This is a genomic window from Streptomyces sp. NPDC005485 (genome assembly GCF_040606085.1).
Lineage (GTDB): Bacteria > Actinomycetota > Actinomycetes > Streptomycetales > Streptomycetaceae > Streptomyces.
On sequence record NZ_JBEXDZ010000054.1, the window covers coordinates 39,623 to 54,850 of the forward strand.

The 15,228-nt window shown below is 69.1% G+C and carries 12 protein-coding genes; 1 reads left to right on the forward strand and 11 read right to left on the reverse strand.

Going from position 1 to position 15,228, the window contains the following annotated elements; genetic code table 11:
* Window positions 1–92 precede the first annotated feature (92 nt).
* From ABZS97_RS19860 to ABZS97_RS19905, 10 genes are all read right to left on the reverse strand, one after another.
* On the reverse strand, window positions 93–1,592 hold the full coding sequence (locus ABZS97_RS19860) for a CYTH and CHAD domain-containing protein (protein ID WP_356139578.1): 1,500 nt from the start codon (window positions 1,590–1,592) through the stop codon (window positions 93–95).
* 105 nt (window positions 1,593–1,697) lie between these two features.
* A complete protein-coding gene (rodA, locus tag ABZS97_RS19865; RefSeq protein WP_356139579.1) occupies window positions 1,698–2,894 on the reverse strand; it encodes a rod shape-determining protein RodA in 1,197 nt (398 codons plus the stop codon).
* On the reverse strand, window positions 2,891–5,143 hold the full coding sequence (gene mrdA, locus ABZS97_RS19870) for a penicillin-binding protein 2 (protein ID WP_356139580.1): 2,253 nt from the start codon (window positions 5,141–5,143) through the stop codon (window positions 2,891–2,893). The genes rodA and mrdA overlap by 4 nt, the downstream gene beginning before the upstream one ends.
* Window positions 5,144–5,229: 86 nt before the next feature.
* Window positions 5,230–5,898 carry a rod shape-determining protein MreD gene (gene mreD / locus ABZS97_RS19875; RefSeq protein WP_356139581.1) on the reverse strand — a complete coding sequence of 223 codons (669 nt, stop codon included), beginning with the start codon at window positions 5,896–5,898 and terminating at the stop codon, window positions 5,230–5,232.
* A 12-nt stretch (window positions 5,899–5,910) separates the two neighbouring features.
* Window positions 5,911–6,855, reverse strand: coding sequence for a rod shape-determining protein MreC (mreC, locus tag ABZS97_RS19880; protein ID WP_356139582.1), 945 nt, complete (start codon window positions 6,853–6,855; stop codon window positions 5,911–5,913).
* A gap of 168 nt (window positions 6,856–7,023) precedes the next feature.
* Window positions 7,024–8,043, reverse strand: coding sequence for a rod shape-determining protein (locus ABZS97_RS19885; protein ID WP_355492528.1), 1,020 nt, complete (start codon window positions 8,041–8,043; stop codon window positions 7,024–7,026).
* Window positions 8,044–8,346: 303 nt separating this feature from the next.
* Window positions 8,347–8,760, reverse strand: coding sequence for a nucleoside-diphosphate kinase (ndk, locus tag ABZS97_RS19890; protein ID WP_356139583.1), 414 nt, complete (start codon window positions 8,758–8,760; stop codon window positions 8,347–8,349).
* 107 nt (window positions 8,761–8,867) lie between these two features.
* On the reverse strand, window positions 8,868–9,257 hold the full coding sequence (locus tag ABZS97_RS19895) for a DUF4233 domain-containing protein (RefSeq protein ID WP_356139584.1): 390 nt from the start codon (window positions 9,255–9,257) through the stop codon (window positions 8,868–8,870).
* A 5-nt stretch (window positions 9,258–9,262) separates the two neighbouring features.
* On the reverse strand, window positions 9,263–10,762 hold the full coding sequence (locus ABZS97_RS19900; protein WP_356139585.1) for a folylpolyglutamate synthase/dihydrofolate synthase family protein: 1,500 nt from the start codon (window positions 10,760–10,762) through the stop codon (window positions 9,263–9,265).
* Between the two features lie 175 nt (window positions 10,763–10,937).
* The gene (locus ABZS97_RS19905; RefSeq protein ID WP_356139586.1) at window positions 10,938–13,568 is read right to left on the reverse strand and encodes a valine--tRNA ligase; all 2,631 of its coding nucleotides are present in this window, start codon (window positions 13,566–13,568) and stop codon (window positions 10,938–10,940) included.
* Between the two features lie 136 nt (window positions 13,569–13,704).
* Here ABZS97_RS19905 and ABZS97_RS19910 point away from each other — a divergent pair, with 136 nt between their 5' ends.
* A complete protein-coding gene (locus ABZS97_RS19910; protein WP_356139587.1) occupies window positions 13,705–14,667 on the forward strand; it encodes a hypothetical protein in 963 nt (320 codons plus the stop codon).
* 66 nt (window positions 14,668–14,733) lie between these two features.
* Here ABZS97_RS19910 and ABZS97_RS19915 read toward each other — a convergent pair whose 3' ends face one another.
* On the reverse strand, window positions 14,734–15,018 hold the full coding sequence (locus tag ABZS97_RS19915) for a hypothetical protein (protein WP_356139588.1): 285 nt from the start codon (window positions 15,016–15,018) through the stop codon (window positions 14,734–14,736).
* Between the last annotated feature and the right edge of the window lie 210 nt (window positions 15,019–15,228).

Sequence of the window (15,228 nt, forward strand, 5' to 3'; positions counted from 1 at the left end):
ACAGACCGCCCTTCCCGTACGGCCGGACCACCATCGTCCGTACGGCCGGACCACCATCGTCCGTACGGCCGGACCGCCAATCGTCCGTACGGTCAGACCCCCATCGCCTGCTCGATCGTCTCCCACTCCTTCGGCAGCGCCGCCTCCACAAGCTCCGCCCGCCGCTCCTCGCGCCCGTACAGCACCCCGTAGGTGAAGGCGCTCTCCCCCGCCGCGTGCGCGACCGCGGACAGCTCGCGCAGGGTCTGCCGGGCCATGACGCTGTCCTGGTGCTCCCCGAGCAGGTTCTGCAGGGCCTTCATGGACTTGACCAGCTCCTTGGCCGGCTTGCCCAGGGCCGGATGGGCCGCCTCCGCCGCGTAGCGGGTGCGCTTGGTCTTCTTGCGGGCCTCGTGGATGGCGATGTCCCGGTCGGTGCCGGGTTCCAGGTCCAGCGCCTGCTCGATGAGCGCGGTGACCTTCCCGAAGTCCTTCCGTACGGCCTTGGTGAGCACCTTGCCGGGCTGCTTCCCGGCCGCCTTCGACAGGGGAGGGTCGGCGAGCAGCGCGTCCACGGCGTCGAGCAGGGCCAGATAGCGGTGGGAGTCCAGAACGCCGATCAGCCTGGCGCTCGCCCCGCCCGGTTTGTCGCCCGCCCAGCGGCTCAGCCGCTCGGCGATCGGTCCGGAGACCAGCGTGTGCGGCACCTCGTCGAGTGCCGTGCGCAGGCGTTCGTTCAGCACCTCGCGGTCCCGGTCCACGCCCAGCTCACCGGCCAGCCACTTCAGTTCGTCGCCGATCGGGTCGGTGACGGCCCGGTCGAGGACCTTGCCGTACGACTTGAAGGTGCTGCGCATCCGGCGGGTGGCGACCCGCATGCTGTGCACGGAGTCCTCGGCGTCCTGGCGTACTGCGGGGTCCGTCTCGACGATCGCGTCCCGCTGGGCGCGGACGTACGCGAGCACGTGGTCGGCGGCGGTCACGGGGTCCTCCAGGGGCCCGGGGTCGGGCCTCTTCGGGGCGGTCTCGGCCAGGGCCCGCGCGAGCTTCGACGCCGACTTCGAGGGCCGTACACCCGCCTTGCGCAGCCGCTTCTCCACCTTGTCGAGGAAGGCCGGGTCGCCGCCGTCGGCGAGCTCCACCTCGATCTCGGTCCACTGGGCGCTGCCGTCCCCTCCCAAGAGCCGCTCCGCCTGTACGGCGTCCTCGCTGATCTCGGCGAGGAGGCTGCCCTCCGTGTCGAGGAGTTCACGCACGTCCCGCGCCGAGCGCAGCCGGACCACGGGCAGCAGCTCGGCGTTCCGGACCCGGGAGCGCAGCAGCCCCGCGAACTCGTCGGGGAGGGTGTCGGAGAGCGGGGCCTGGATCTCGTCGCGCACGCCCTGGGCGACGGGGAACTTCAGGTGCCAGCCCGCGTCCGAGCCACCGGTGCGGCGGCGCAGGGTGATCGAGGACGCGGCGAGGCGTTCGTCCGCGGTGTCGTAGTAGGTGGCGTCGAGCTCCATGACGCCCTTGTCCAGGACGGTCTCGACGCCGGCGACACCGGTCAGGTCGGGCAGCCCGCTCTCGTCGGATTCGTACTTGCGCTCGATTTCGCGCTTCGTCTCCGCCATGACATGAATCTAGTGGTTGCGGGGCCCTGTGGGCAGGGCCCCGCAGCCCGCGCCGCGACATCGTCCGGCCGCGCCGCGTCGCGCGGCCGCGCCGTCCACCACCGGTTACGCCGACATCGGCCGCTGCACCCTGATCGACTGGAGCAGTCCGACGGCCACCCATACGGCGAACATCGAGGATCCGCCGTAGGAGACGAAGGGCAATGGCAGACCGGCGACCGGCATGATGCCCAGCGTCATGCCGATGTTCTCGAAGGCCTGGAAGGCGAACCAGGCGATGATGCCGGCGGCGACGATCGTGCCGTACAGCTCGGTGGTCTCGCGGGCGATGCGGCAGGCGCGCCACAGGATGATGCCGAGCAGGAGAAGGATCAGTCCGGCGCCGACGAAGCCGAGTTCCTCGCCCGCGACCGTGAAGACGAAGTCCGTCTGCTGTTCGGGGACGAACTGGCCGGTGGTCTGCGAGCCGTGGCCGAGGCCGGTGCCGAAGAGACCGCCGGAGCCGATCGCGATGCGGGCCTGGTTGGTGTTGTAGCCGACGCCGGCCGGGTCGAGGTCGGGGTTGGCGAAGGCGGCGAAGCGGTTGATCTGGTAGTCGTCGAGGAGGTGCAGCTGCCAGATCGAGACGGCGCCGAGCGCGCCCGCGCCGAGCAGGCCGAAGACCCAGCGGTTGGAGGCGCCGGAGGCGAGCAGCACGCCGAGCACGACGACGACGGCGACCATGATGGTGCCGAGGTCGGGCATGAGCAGCACGACCAGCATCGGGACGGCCGCGAGGCCGAGTGCCTGGAGCACGGTGCGGTGGTCGGGGTACTGCCTGTCGCCTGCGTCCACCCGGGCGGCGAGCAGCATCGCCATGCCGAGGATGATCGTGATCTTGGCGAACTCGGCGGGCTGGAGCGACAGTCCGCCGAGGGCGAGCCAGTTGCGCTGGCCGTTGATCGTCGCGCCCAGCGGGGTGAGCACCAGCAGCATCAGGAAGACGGAGGCGCCGTAGAGGATCGGTACGGCCGTGCGCAGGGTGCGGTGGCCGAGCCAGATCGTGCCGACCATCAGGCCGAGGCCGATGCCGGCGTTCATGAGGTGCCGGATCAGGAAGAAGTACGGGTCGCCCTGGTTGATCTCGGTGCGGTTGCGGGTCGCGGAGTAGACGAGCGCCGAGCCCATCAGGGAGAGCGCGACGGCCGCGAGCAGCATCGGCCAGTCGAGTCGGCGGGTCACCGAGTCGCGGGCGAAGAGCCGGGTCCAGCCGGCGCGTTCGGGTCCGTAGCCGGAGACGGAGAAGTTGTTCGCGCCGGTCATGGGGTGAGCCTCCGCCGCTTCTTCGGACGGGCAGTACGCCTTCGGGTGTCGCGGTTGGGGGTGGTCGGTGACGGGGTGGTCGCCGGCGTCTGCTGGTCGCCCGCGGCGTCCTCGCTCTTCTGGCCGGCCACGAGGTCCTTGGCCGGGTCCTTGGAGACCTTCGGGGAGTCGATCGAGCCGTCGGTCTGGATCTTCGGCAGGCTCTTCTGCGGGGTGGGCAGCAGGCCCTTCTTGCTGTCGACCGAGCCGTCGGCCTGGACGCCGTACAGGGCGCTGTAGATGTTGCGCACGGCCTCACCGGAGGCGCCGGAACCCGTACCGGCCTGGGCGATCGTCATGACGATCGTGTAGTCCTTGCTGTACGTGGCGAACCAGGACGTCGTCTGCTTGCCGTAGACCTCGGCGGTACCGGTCTTGGCGTGCAGCTCGATCTTGTCCTGCGGCCAGCCGCCGAACTTCCAGGCCGCGGTACCGCTGGTGATGACGCCGGCGAGGGCCTTGTCCATGCCCTTGACGGTGGCCTGACTGATCGGCAGCTTGCCCTTGGCCTTGGGCTTGATCTCCTGGACGGTCCTGCCGTCGGCGCTGACGATCGCCTTGCCGATGGTCGGCGTGTGGACCGTGCCGCCGTTGGCGATCGCCCCGTAGATCATGGCCTCCTGGATCGGGGTGACGAGGGTGTCGCCCTGGCCGATGGAGTAGTTGATCGAGTCGCCCTCGCGCATCTTGTTGCCTTCGAGGCAGTTCTCGTACGCGATCTTCTCTACGTAGGTGCCGTTCTTCTTGCCTGTCCTGCACCAGCCGTCCTTGTTGGCCTTCCAGTAGCTCTGCTTCCACTGGCGGTCGGGGACGCGGCCGGTGACCTCGTTGGGGAGGTCGACGCCGGTCTCCTTGCCGAGGCCGAACTGGTGGGCGGTCTTGTAGAAGTAGTCCTTGGGCTCACCCTTCTTCGGGTTGATGCCGCCGTCCTTCTTCCACTCGCGGTCGGCGAGGCCGTAGAAGACGGTGTCGCAGGAGACCTCCAGGGCGCGGCCCAGGGAGATGGGGCCGAAGCTCTCGCCCTCGAAGTTCTTGAAGACCTGGCCGCCGACCGAATACGAGCTGGTGCAGGGGTAGCCGCCGTCCCACTCGTAGCCGGCCTCGACCGCGGCGGCCGTGGAGACCACCTTGAACGTCGAACCGGGCGCGGACTGACCCTGTATGGCCCTGTTGAGCAGCGGGTAGTCGGAGTCCTTGCCGGTGAGCTGCCGGTAGTCCTTGGCGGAGATGCCGCCGACCCAGGCGTTCGGGTCGTATGTCGGCGCGGACGCCATGGCGACGATCCGGCCGGTCTTGGCCTCCATGACCACGGCCGCGCCGGAGTCGGCCTTGTAGTTCTCGCCGGTGATCTTGTCGAACTGTTCGCGGGCCTTCTTCATGGCCTGGTTCAGCTCGTACTCGGTGATGCGCTGGACGCGGGAGTCGATGCTGGTGACGAGGTTGGAGCCGGGCTCGGCGGCGTCGGACTTGGCCTTGCCGATGACGCGGCCGAGGTTGTCGACCTCGTAGCGGGTGACGCCGGCCTTGCCGCGCAGCTCCTTGTCGTACTGGCGCTCCAGTCCGCTGCGGCCGACCTGGTCGGAGCGCAGGTAGGGCGAGTCGGTGTCCTTGGCCTTGGTGATCTCCTCGTCCGTGACGGGCGAGAGATAGCCGAGCACCTGCGCGGTGTTGGCCTTGCCGGGGGCGGCGTAGCGGCGTACGGCCTCGGGTTCGGCGGTGATGCCGGGGAAGTCCTCGGAGCGCTCGCGGATCTGCAGGGCCTGCTTGGCGGTGGCCTCGTCGGTGATCGGGATGGGCTGGTAGGGCGAGCCGTTCCAGCAGGGCTGCGGCGTCTTGGCGTCGCACAGCCGGACCTTCTGGATGACGTCGGCGGGCTTCATGGCGAGGACGCCGGCGAGCTTGGTGAGGACCGCCTTGCCGTCGTCGGCCATCTTCAGCAGGTCGGTGCGCGAGGCGGAGACGACGAGGCGGGTCTCGTTGTCGGCGATGGGCACGCCGCGGGCGTCGAGGATCGAGCCGCGGACGGCGGGCTGCACGACCTGCTGGACGTGGTTGCCGGATGCTTCCTTGGCGTACTCGTCGCCGTTGCGGATCTGGAGGTACCAGAGGCGGCCGCCGAGGGTGCCGAGGAGGGAAAGGACAAGAATCTGGATGACGACGAGCCTGATCTGAACCCGTGGGGTCCGTCCGGTCTCCGGGATGTTCGTCACTGCTGCTGCCTCCCCCTCTCAGTGTGTGTACGAGGCATACGAGTACACGGCCAACCTGTGTGCGCAGGGGCCCGGCTGACGTGTCCTCACAGCCGCTTGACCCCCTTGATGCGTCCGGCGCGGGCCATTCGGGCCTTCGCCGCCTTCACGCGCAGGCCGCTTCTCTGGTTGCCGATGCGCAGGCCTGTGCCGGACGAGAGCCAGCCCGCGGAGACGTCCGTCTTCGCGGACGAACTGGTCTCGGCGAGGGGGTCGTTCTCGGCCCGCCGGGCGAGCGCCATGATCCCCGGGACCACGAAGGGCGCGAGCAGCAGGTCGTACAGCGCGGCGGTGAACAGCAGGCTGCCGAGGCCGACATGGCGGGCGGCGGTGTCGCCGACGAGGGCGCCGACTCCCGCGTACAGCAGGGTGGATCCGATGGCGGCGCCGACGACCACGGCCATGGGTCCGGTGGCGGACTTGATCTGGCCGTTCTCGGGTTTGATCAGCCCGGCGAGGTAGCCGATGACGCAGAGCACCAGGGCGTAGCGGCCCGCGGCGTGGTCGGCGGGCGGTGCGAGGTCGGCGAGCAGGCCCGCGGCGAAGCCGATCAGTGCGCCGCCGACGTGGCCGTAGACCATGGCGAGGGCGAGCACGGTGAGCAGCAGCAGGTCGGGGACGGCGCCCGGCAGGTGCAGCCGGGCGAAGACGCTCACCTGGATGACCAGGGCGACGACCACCAGGGTGGCGGACAGGAGCATCCGGTTGAAACGCATGGGATTCGGCTCCTACTGCTCTTGCTGCTGGCCGTCGATGGGTGCGTTCGCCGAGGGGGTGACCGTCACGGTCACGGTCGGCGTGGGGGTCGGTCTGGGCTTGGGTGGCAGCACCTCGTCGCGCGGGTCCCGCTTGGGCGCCGCGACGACGACGCCGACGATGTCGAGCTTGGTGAAGGAGACGTACGGCTTCACGTAGACCGTGCGGGTCAGGCCGCCGCCGGAGGGGTCGACGCGGGAGACCACGCCGACCGGGACGCCGGGCACGAACGGCTTGTCGGCCTGCGAGCCGAAGGTGACCAGCCGGTCGCCCTTCTCGATCTTGGCCTTGCCATTGAGCAGTTCGACGCGCAGCGGGCGGTCGCCCTGGCCGGAGGCGAAGCCGAGTTCGTCGGTGGACTCCATGCGCGTGCCGACGGTGAAGTCGGGGTCGTTGGCGAGGAGCACGGTGGCGGTGCTCGGACCGACGGTGGTGACGCGGCCGACCAGGCCGTCGCCGTTCAGGACGGTCATGTCGCGCTTGACGCCGTCGTTCGCGCCGACGTCGATGGTGACGGTCCAGGAGAAGCCCTGGGCCGCTCCTATGGCGATGACCTCGGCGCCCTTGATGCCGTACTGGCCCTCGCCCGCGACTTTGATCATCTTGTTGAGCTGCTTCAGGCGGCTGCGGTTGCGGTCGTCGCTGCCGAGCTTCGCCTTCAACGCCGCGTTGTCACGCTCCAGTTCGGCGATCCGGTCGTGCCGGCCGCCGGAGTCGCGGACGGCCGCGATCGCGTTGCCGACGGGGTCGACCGCGCCGGACACCCCGTTCTCGATCGGGCCGAAGACGGTCGCGGCGGCCTGTCGGGCACCGTCGACCGGTGAGTCCTCGCCACCTCTGATGTCCACCGTGATCAGTGCGAACGCGATGGCGATCAGCAGCACCAGGAGCAGCCGGCTCTCTCGTGTGTCCCTCACGTGCGGCGGCCGTGCCTTCCTCGTCGGAATTCGTGTGCCCCGGGCGAAGCGAAGCCCTTTGGTTGGCCTTGATCGCCGCTGGGGCCCTTTGGGGGAGCTTATGCCTCGGGATCAACGATCCGCCGCACGAGAAGGGATCATCTCGTACGGCGGAATCGAAGCGTTACGTCATCTGCGCGGCTGGGCGTCCAGTACCTGCTGGAGCGCCTCGAACTCCTCGACGCACTTGCCGGAGCCGAGCGCCACGCTGTCCAGCGGGTCCTCGGCGATGTGGATCGGCATGCCGGTCTCGCGGCGCAGCCGCTCGTCGAGGCCGCGCAGCAGGGCTCCGCCGCCGGTCAGAACGATTCCGCGGTCCATGACGTCGCCGGACAGCTCCGGCGGGCACTTGTCGAGGGTGGTCTTGACGGCGTCGACGATCGCGTTGACCGGTTCCTCAATGGCCTTGCGGACTTCGGCCGCGGAGATCACGACGGTCTTGGGCAGGCCGGACACCAGGTCCCGGCCGCGGATTTCGGTGTGTTCGTCATTGTCGAGGTCGTACGCCGAACCGATCGTGATCTTGATCTGTTCGGCCGTCCGCTCACCGAGAAGGAGGGAGTACTCCTTCTTGATGTGCTGGATGATCGCGTTGTCCAGCTCGTCGCCCGCGACGCGGATCGACTGAGCGGTGACAATACCGCCGAGCGAGATGACCGCGACCTCAGTGGTGCCGCCGCCGATGTCCACCACCATGTTGCCCGTGGCCTCGTGGACCGGCAGGCCGGAGCCGATGGCCGCGGCCATGGGCTCCTCGATGATGTGCACCTGCCGCGCGCCGGCCTGGGACGAGGCCTCGATGACGGCGCGGCGCTCGACACCTGTGATGCCCGAGGGCACACAGACGACGACACGCGGACGGGCGAGGTAGCGCCGCTTGTGGATCTTCAGGATGAAGTAGCGGAGCATGCGCTCGGTGATCTCGAAGTCGGCGATGACGCCGTCCTTCAGCGGACGCACGGCAACGATGTTGCCCGGCGTCCGCCCGATCATCTTCTTCGCCTCCGAGCCGACCGCGAGGATGCCACCGGTGTTGGTGTTGATCGCGACGACGGAAGGCTCGTTGAGTACGATCCCGCGACCCCTGACGTACACCAGCGTGTTGGCGGTCCCGAGGTCGACAGCCATGTCACGGCCGATGAACGACATTGAGTTCCCCATCAGGATTCGTCTGGCCTTCCCAAGTGGTGCTTTTGATGGCGTATTGGGACGGCGAAGTGGGTGCGGTGACGTGAAGGCTTCCATCGTAGACGCGCCTTCACGAACACTGCGCGAGGGTCTTCGCCATTGTCAGCAGATGATGCGCCGTCTCGCTTCTGGAGACGGGCGTTCGGGGGTAGGCGTTCCCCCGATCGGCACGCATATGCCAGGGGACGGCCGATTTTCCTCGGCCGTCCCTGGTCAGACACGCGAGTGACGTGACGATCCCTCAGAAGTTCATCCGACGCGGACTCAGGCGCGGCCGGGGAAGAAGATCTTCAGCTCGCGCTCGGCGGACTCCTCGGAGTCCGAGGCGTGGATCAGGTTCTCGCGGACGATCACGCCGTAGTCGCCGCGGATGGAGCCGGGCGCGGCGGCGATCGGGTCGGTCGGACCGGCGAGCGCGCGCACACCCTCGATGACCCGATCGCCCTCCACGACAAGAGCCACGATCGGACCGGACGCCATGAACTCCACCAGCGGCTCGTAGAAGGGCTTGCCCTTGTGCTCGCCGTAGTGCTGCTCCAGCGTCTCCTGGTCCAGGGTGCGCAGCTCCAGCGCGGTGATCTGCCAGCCGGCCTTGCGCTCGATCCGGCCGATGATCTCGCCGGTCAGGCCGCGACGGACGGCGTCGGGCTTGAGCAGGACGAGGGTGCGCTGGGTCACGAGGTGGCTCCTTCAAATCACAGATGTGCGGAGCTCAGAGGCTACAGGGCGCGCCTGAGGGGCCCTGCGCGGAGTCAGGACTCCGGGTCCCGGCCCCGAGCGCGCCCTCACGCCGGGCTCGCGGTGCCTTCGCTCCCGGCCTGCGGCTGCGTGTCGGCCTGGGTCTCCGCCATCGCCGCGAACCTGGCCTTGGCCTCGTCGATCTTGCGGCCGTAGTGCACCGACGCCCACCACAGGGCGGCGAAGATCGCGCCCATGAAGAACATGCTGGGCAGGAGGAACCCGGAGGCGATCAGCGCGATCTGCAGCGCCCAGCCGAGCTGGACGCCGCCGGGGCGGGTGATCACACCGCACAGCAGGATGCTCAGCGCCATCGCGATGCCGCTGACCGTCCAGACCGCGGTCATGGACAGGTCGGGGTCCTTCATGGCGACCAGTCCGGCGAAGCCGATGACGAAGAACTCGCCGATCAGGGTCGAAGCACAGAGCGTACGCACGACGGTCAGCCCCTTCCCAGGAGCAGCCGGGCCTCGCCGACGGTGATGACCGAGCCGGTCACAAGGACCCCGCCGCCCGCGAACTCGCCCTCTTCCTCGGCGAGCGTGATCGCGGCCTCCAGGGCGTCGTCGAGACGCGGCTCGACCTGGACCCGGTCGTCGCCGAAGATCTCGACGGCGATCCCCGCCAGCTCGTCCACGTCCATCGCGCGGTGGCTGGAGTTCTGCGTGATCACGACCTCGGCGAAGATCGGCTCGAACGCTTCGAGCAGGCCCCGTACGTTCTTGTCGCCACTCGCCCCGACCACGCCGATGAGCCGGCTGAAGTCGAAGGCCTCACCGACGGCCTCGGCGGTGGCGCGGGCGCCCGCCGGGTTGTGCGCGGCGTCCAGCACGACGGTCGGCGAGCGTCGGACGACCTCCAGACGGCCCGGCGAGGAGACCCCGGCGAACGCCTTGCGGACGGTCTCGATGTCGAGCCGGTCGGCGCGCGCGGCACCGACCCCGAAGAACGCCTCCACGGCGGCGAGCGCCACGGCCGCGTTGTGCGCCTGGTAGGCGCCGTGCAGCGGGAGATACACCTCTTCGTACTCCCCGCCGAGGCCGCGCAGGGTCATCAACTGCCCGCCGACGGCGACGTTCCGGGCCACGACCCCGAACTCCAGACCTTCCCGGGCCACGGTGGCGTCGACCTCGACGGCCTTCTTCAGCAGTACCTGGGCCGCGTCGACCGGCTGCTGGGCCAGGATCACGGTCGCGTCCTGCTTGATGACGCCGGACTTCTCCGTGGCGATCTCACCGTGCGTCTCGCCGAGCCGGTCGGTGTGGTCGAGGTCGATCGGCGTCACGACGGCGACATCGGCTTCGATGACGTTGGTGGCGTCCCAGCTGCCGCCCATCCCCACCTCGACGACGGCCACGTCGACGGGCGCGTCCGCGAAGGCCGCGTATGCCATGCCCGTGAGCACCTCGAAGAAGGAGAGCCGGTACTCCTGCTGGGTGTCGACCATCTCGACGTACGGCTTGATGTCCTCGTACGTCTCGATGAACCGCTCGGCCGGGATCGGCTCCCCGTCCAGGCTGATGCGCTCGGTGATCGACTGGACGTGCGGGCTCGTGTACCGCCCGGTGCGCAGTTCGAAGGCGCGCAGCAGGGCCTCGATCATGCGGGCCGTCGACGTCTTGCCGTTCGTCCCCGTGATGTGGATCGAGGGGTACGCGCGCTGCGGCTCGCCCAGCACGTCCATCAGCGCGGAGATCCGGCTGACGGAGGGCTCCAGCTTCGTCTCGCCCCAGCGCCCGGCCAGCTCGGCCTCCACCGCCCGCAGGGCCTTGTCGACCTCCGGGTCGGCGGGCCGCGCGGGCACATCACCCTGCGGCGCACCGCCCTGCGTGCGCAGGGTACGGCTGCCTGCCTCGATCACCGCGAGATCGGGGTCACGCTCGGTCTCGTTGGCGACGATCTCGTCGAAGGAATCACTGTCGTCCGGGGGGAGCTCACTCACGGGGACAGTCTACGGAGCCGCACTGACACGTGCGGCTGCGGGCGCTTCTTCCCCTCCGGCGCCTGGGGGTATCCAGCCCGTCCGGCGTTTGAGGACGAGCGCGGCAGCGCGATCGGGTACGGGACGGGAAGGGGCGGAGGGGGCGAAGAAACCACCCCGTCCGCCCCCCAGCCGCCTACGCGGGAGGCAACTGCTCCAGCTGGCGCTGGATCCGCGCGATGTCCTCGTCCGCCTTGGCGAGCCGCCCACGGATCTTGTCCACGACCTGGTCCGGCGCCTTCGCCAGGAACGCCTCGTTGCCGAGCTTGGCGTTCGCCTGGACCTTCTCCTTCTCGGCAGCCGCGAGGTCCTTCGCAAGCCGCTTGCGCTCCGCGGCGACGTCGATCGTCCCGGACAGGTCGAGGGCGACCTGCGCCCCCGCCACCGGCAGGGTGGCGGTGGCCGCGAAGCCCTCGCCCTCCGGCTGAAGGCGCAGCAGCTGCCGGATGGCCGCCTCGTGCGGGGCCAGCGCGGTCCCGTCGAGGGTCAGCCGGGCCGGGACGCGCTGGCCGGGCTGGAGGCCCTGGTCGGCACGGAAGCGGCGGACCTCCGTGATGACCTGCTGGAGCGCCTCGATCTCGCGCTCGGCGGCGTCGTCACGGAAGCCACTGTCCTTCGGCCAGTCCGCGATGACGACGGACTCCCCACCCGTGAGGGTGGTCCAGAGCGTCTCCGTGACGAACGGGACGACCGGGTGGAGCAGACGCAGCGTCACGTCGAGGACCTCGCCCAGGACACGGCCGGACACCTTCGCCTGCTCGCCGCCCGCCATGAACGTCGTCTTGGACAGCTCGACGTACCAGTCGAAGACCTCGTCCCACGCATAGTGGTAGAGGGCGTCGGACAGCTTGGCGAACTGGAAGTCGTCGTAGAGCGCGTCGACTTCGGCGACGGTCTTGTTGAGCCGGGACAGGATCCAGCGGTCGGTCGCCGACATCTGCAACGGCTGCGGCAGCGGGCCCTCGACCGTCGCGCCGTTCATCAGCGCGAACCGCGTGGCGTTCCAGATCTTGTTGGCGAAGTTCCGGGACGCCTGGACCCAGTCCTCGCCGATCGGCACGTCGGTACCGGGGTTGGCGCCACGGGCCAGGGTGAAGCGGACGGCGTCGGAGCCGTAGGCGTCCATCCAGTCGAGCGGGTCGACGACGTTGCCGAAGGACTTCGACATCTTCTTGCCGCGCTCGTCACGGACGAGACCGGTGAGAACGATCGTCTTGAAGGGGACCTCGCCGTCCATCGCGTACAGGCCGAACATCATCATCCGGGCGACCCAGAAGAAGATGATGTCGTGGCCGGTGAGCAGGACGTCGGTCGAGTAGAACTTCGCGAGGTCGGGGGTCTGCTCCGGCCAGCCCAGCGTGGAGAACGGCCACAGCCCGGACGAGAACCAGGTGTCGAGGACGTCGGTGTCCTGCTTCCAGCCCTCGGCCTCGGTGCCCGGCGGCTGCTCGTCGGGGCCGACACAGACGATCTGGCCCTCCGGCCCGTACCAGACCGGGATGCGGTGGCCCCACCACAGCTGGCGCGAGATGCACCAGTCGTGCATGTTGTCGACCCAGTCGAAGTAGCGCTTCGACATGTCGGCGGGGTGGATCTTGACCCGGCCGTCACGGACGGCGTCGCCGGCCTCCTTCGCCAGCGGACCGACCTTGACCCACCACTGCAGGGACAGCCGCGGCTCGACGGTGGTCTTGCAGCGCGAGCAGTGGCCGACGGAGTGGACGTAGGGGCGCTTCTCGGCGACGATCCGGCCCTGCGAGCGCAGCGCGGCGACGATGGCGGAGCGCGCCTCGAAGCGGTCCAGGCCCTGGAAGGGGCCGTGCACCGTGATGACGGCCCGCTCGTCCATGACCGTGATCGACTCCAGGCCGTGGCGCTGGCCGATGGCGAAGTCGTTCGGGTCGTGGGCGGGGGTGACCTTGACGGCACCGGTGCCGAACTCGGGGTCGACGTGGGTGTCCGCGACGACGGGGATGGTGCGGTCGGTCAGCGGCAGCTTGATGCGCTTGCCGACGAGGTGCTTGTAGCGCTCGTCGTCGGGGTGAACGGCGACGGCGGTGTCGCCGAGCATGGTCTCGGCGCGGGTGGTCGCGACGACGAGCGTCTCGTCGCCCTCGCCGTACTTGATCGAGACCAGCTCGCCGTCGTCGTCCTGGTACTCGACCTCGATGTCCGAGATGGCCGTCAGACAGCGGGGGCACCAGTTGATGATGCGCTCGGCGCGGTAGATCAGCTCGTCGTCGTACAGCTTCTTGAAGATGGTCTGGACGGCCTTGGACAGCCCCTCGTCCATGGTGAACCGCTCGCGGTCCCAGTCGACTCCGTCGCCGAGCCGGCGCATCTGTCCGAGGATCTTGCCGCCGTACTCCTCCTTCCACTGCCAGACGCGCTCGACGAACTCCTCACGCCCCAGGTCGTGCCGCGACTTGCCCTCCTCGGCAAGCTGCTGCTCGACCTTGTTCTGCGTGGCGATCCCGGCGTGGTCCATACCCGGCAGCCACAACGCCTCGTACCCCTGCATGCGCTTACGGCGCGTCAGGGCGTCCATGAGGGTGTGCTGGAAGGCATGGCCCAGGTGCAGGGAGCCGGTGACGTTCGGCGGCGGGATGACGATGGTGTACGGAGGCTTCTCGCTCTTCGCGTCGGCGGCGAAGTAACCCCGTTCTACCCAGCGCTCGTACAGCTTCCCTTCCACCTCGGCCGGCGCGTACTGGGTCGGCAGTTCGGGAGTGGATGCTGGCGGCTGCTGCTGAGCGTTGTCGGTCACCGGGCCAGTTTAGAGGTGTCACGACCCCGTCCCGAAACGGGATTCTTCCGTAACGGTGCGCCCCCCGATGCATCGCGCGCCCCGCCCTTGCGCCAGGATGTCCGCACCACATAAGTATCTGGAGGGGAACCCAGTAATGAGCTACAACCAGCCGGGCCCGTACGGCGGGCAGCCCCAGCAGCCCGGACCGTACGGACAGCCGGGTCCCTACGGCCAGCAGCCGCAGGCCCCCCAGCCCGGCCAGCCTGGCTACGGCTACCCGCAGCAGGCTCCCCAGCCCGGCTACGGCTACCCCCAGCAGGCCCCCCAGGGTGTCCCCCCACAGACTCCCCCCTACGGCCAGCCGCAGCAGCCCGGCCCCTACGGCCAGCAGCCCTACGGCACCCCGCCCCCGCCCCCCGAGGGCGGCAAGAAGAAGACGGGCCTGATCATCGGCGCGGTGGCGGTCGTGGCCGCGATCGCCGTCGGCGCGTACTTCGTCATCGGCGGGGGCGGCGACAGCGGCTCCGGCTCGGTCGCGGACGACGGCGCGCACAAGCTGACGACGCCGTCCGTCGTGCTCACCGAGTACAAGAAGGGCGAAAGCGCCGGCGACGGCTTCAGTGACGACGACGTCAAGGACGCCGAGAAGCACGGCGTGAAGAACGCCAAGGACGTCGACGCGGAGTACTCGGTCGAGGACAAGAGCAACCCGCTGGCCGGCAAGTACCTGAAGTTCATGGGTGTCTACGGCGAGATCGCCGACCCGGAGAAGGTCGTCGACGCCATGTTCGTCCAGCTCAAGAAGGGGTCCTCCGAGGACAAGGACGACACGGGCACACTGGTCGGCAGCCCGAAGGCCTTCACGCCTTCCGGGTTGAACGGCGCGATCCTCAAGTGCCAGGAAACCAAGATCAAGAACAACGAGTCGTCGTCGACCGATGCGACCTCCGGCCCCAAGGAGATCAGCATGCCGGTCTGCGTCTGGGGTGACCACAGCACCGTGGGCGTCGTCATCTCGATGGACGTCGCCAGCGCCATGGCGGGCAAGTCGGCCGACCTCTCCGGCGCGGCCGACCTGACGGCCAAGTTCCGCAGCGAGGTCCGCGTCAAGGCCTGAGGCCGGCGAACCGGCGTTCCCCTGACAGAAGGCGGCTCATCGTCATGAGCCGCCTTCTGCGTGTGATCAGGCCCGCTTGCAGGCCGGTCCCGACACCTCGGCCGGCACGTGAAGCTTCGCCAAGGCGACGATGCAGGCGGGGCTGGCCGCCTTCCCTATGCCCGTGTCGATCGCCCCGTAATTGCAGGCCGCCTTCACCTTCGGGCCGGCAAAGAACCCATGGCTGGCCACGTAGTTGCTGCAGGAACTCTGCGTGGCGCTCGCCGGTGAGGCCACGAGGATCGGCAGGGCCCCTGCCGCCACCACCACACCGGCCACGGCCACCATCCGCTTCGCCCTCTGGAAAGTCATTCGGAGTCCTCCCGTTTTGCACAGTCGGACATGCGAATGCACGGCCGACTCGGTCGGGTTGATCCGATCATGAAAATAAATCGGCCTCCAGTTCCCGCCGGAACAATGACTTGATCTGCTGTCCCTTGTCCGACACGCCGACGGGCAGGCACCCCGGGTGGGGTGCCAGCCCGAGGGGTACAGGAAGGTCAGGCCGGGTTGTGGTACCCC

Bases quoted from the DNA above. Each gene is read 5' to 3' on its own strand.
- ABZS97_RS19885 (WP_355492528.1), bottom strand. From the start codon at position 8,043: ATGTCGTTCATCGGCCGTGACATGGCTGTCGACCTCGGGACCGCCAAC.
- rodA (WP_356139579.1), bottom strand. From the start codon at position 2,894: ATGACCGGCGCGAACAACTTCTCCGTCTCCGGCTACGGACCCGAACGC.
- mreD (WP_356139581.1), bottom strand. From the start codon at position 5,898: ATGCGTTTCAACCGGATGCTCCTGTCCGCCACCCTGGTGGTCGTCGCC.
- ABZS97_RS19915 (WP_356139588.1), bottom strand. From the start codon at position 15,018: ATGACTTTCCAGAGGGCGAAGCGGATGGTGGCCGTGGCCGGTGTGGTG.
- ABZS97_RS19860 (WP_356139578.1), bottom strand. From the start codon at position 1,592: ATGGCGGAGACGAAGCGCGAAATCGAGCGCAAGTACGAATCCGACGAG.
- ABZS97_RS19910 (WP_356139587.1), top strand. From the start codon at position 13,705: ATGAGCTACAACCAGCCGGGCCCGTACGGCGGGCAGCCCCAGCAGCCC.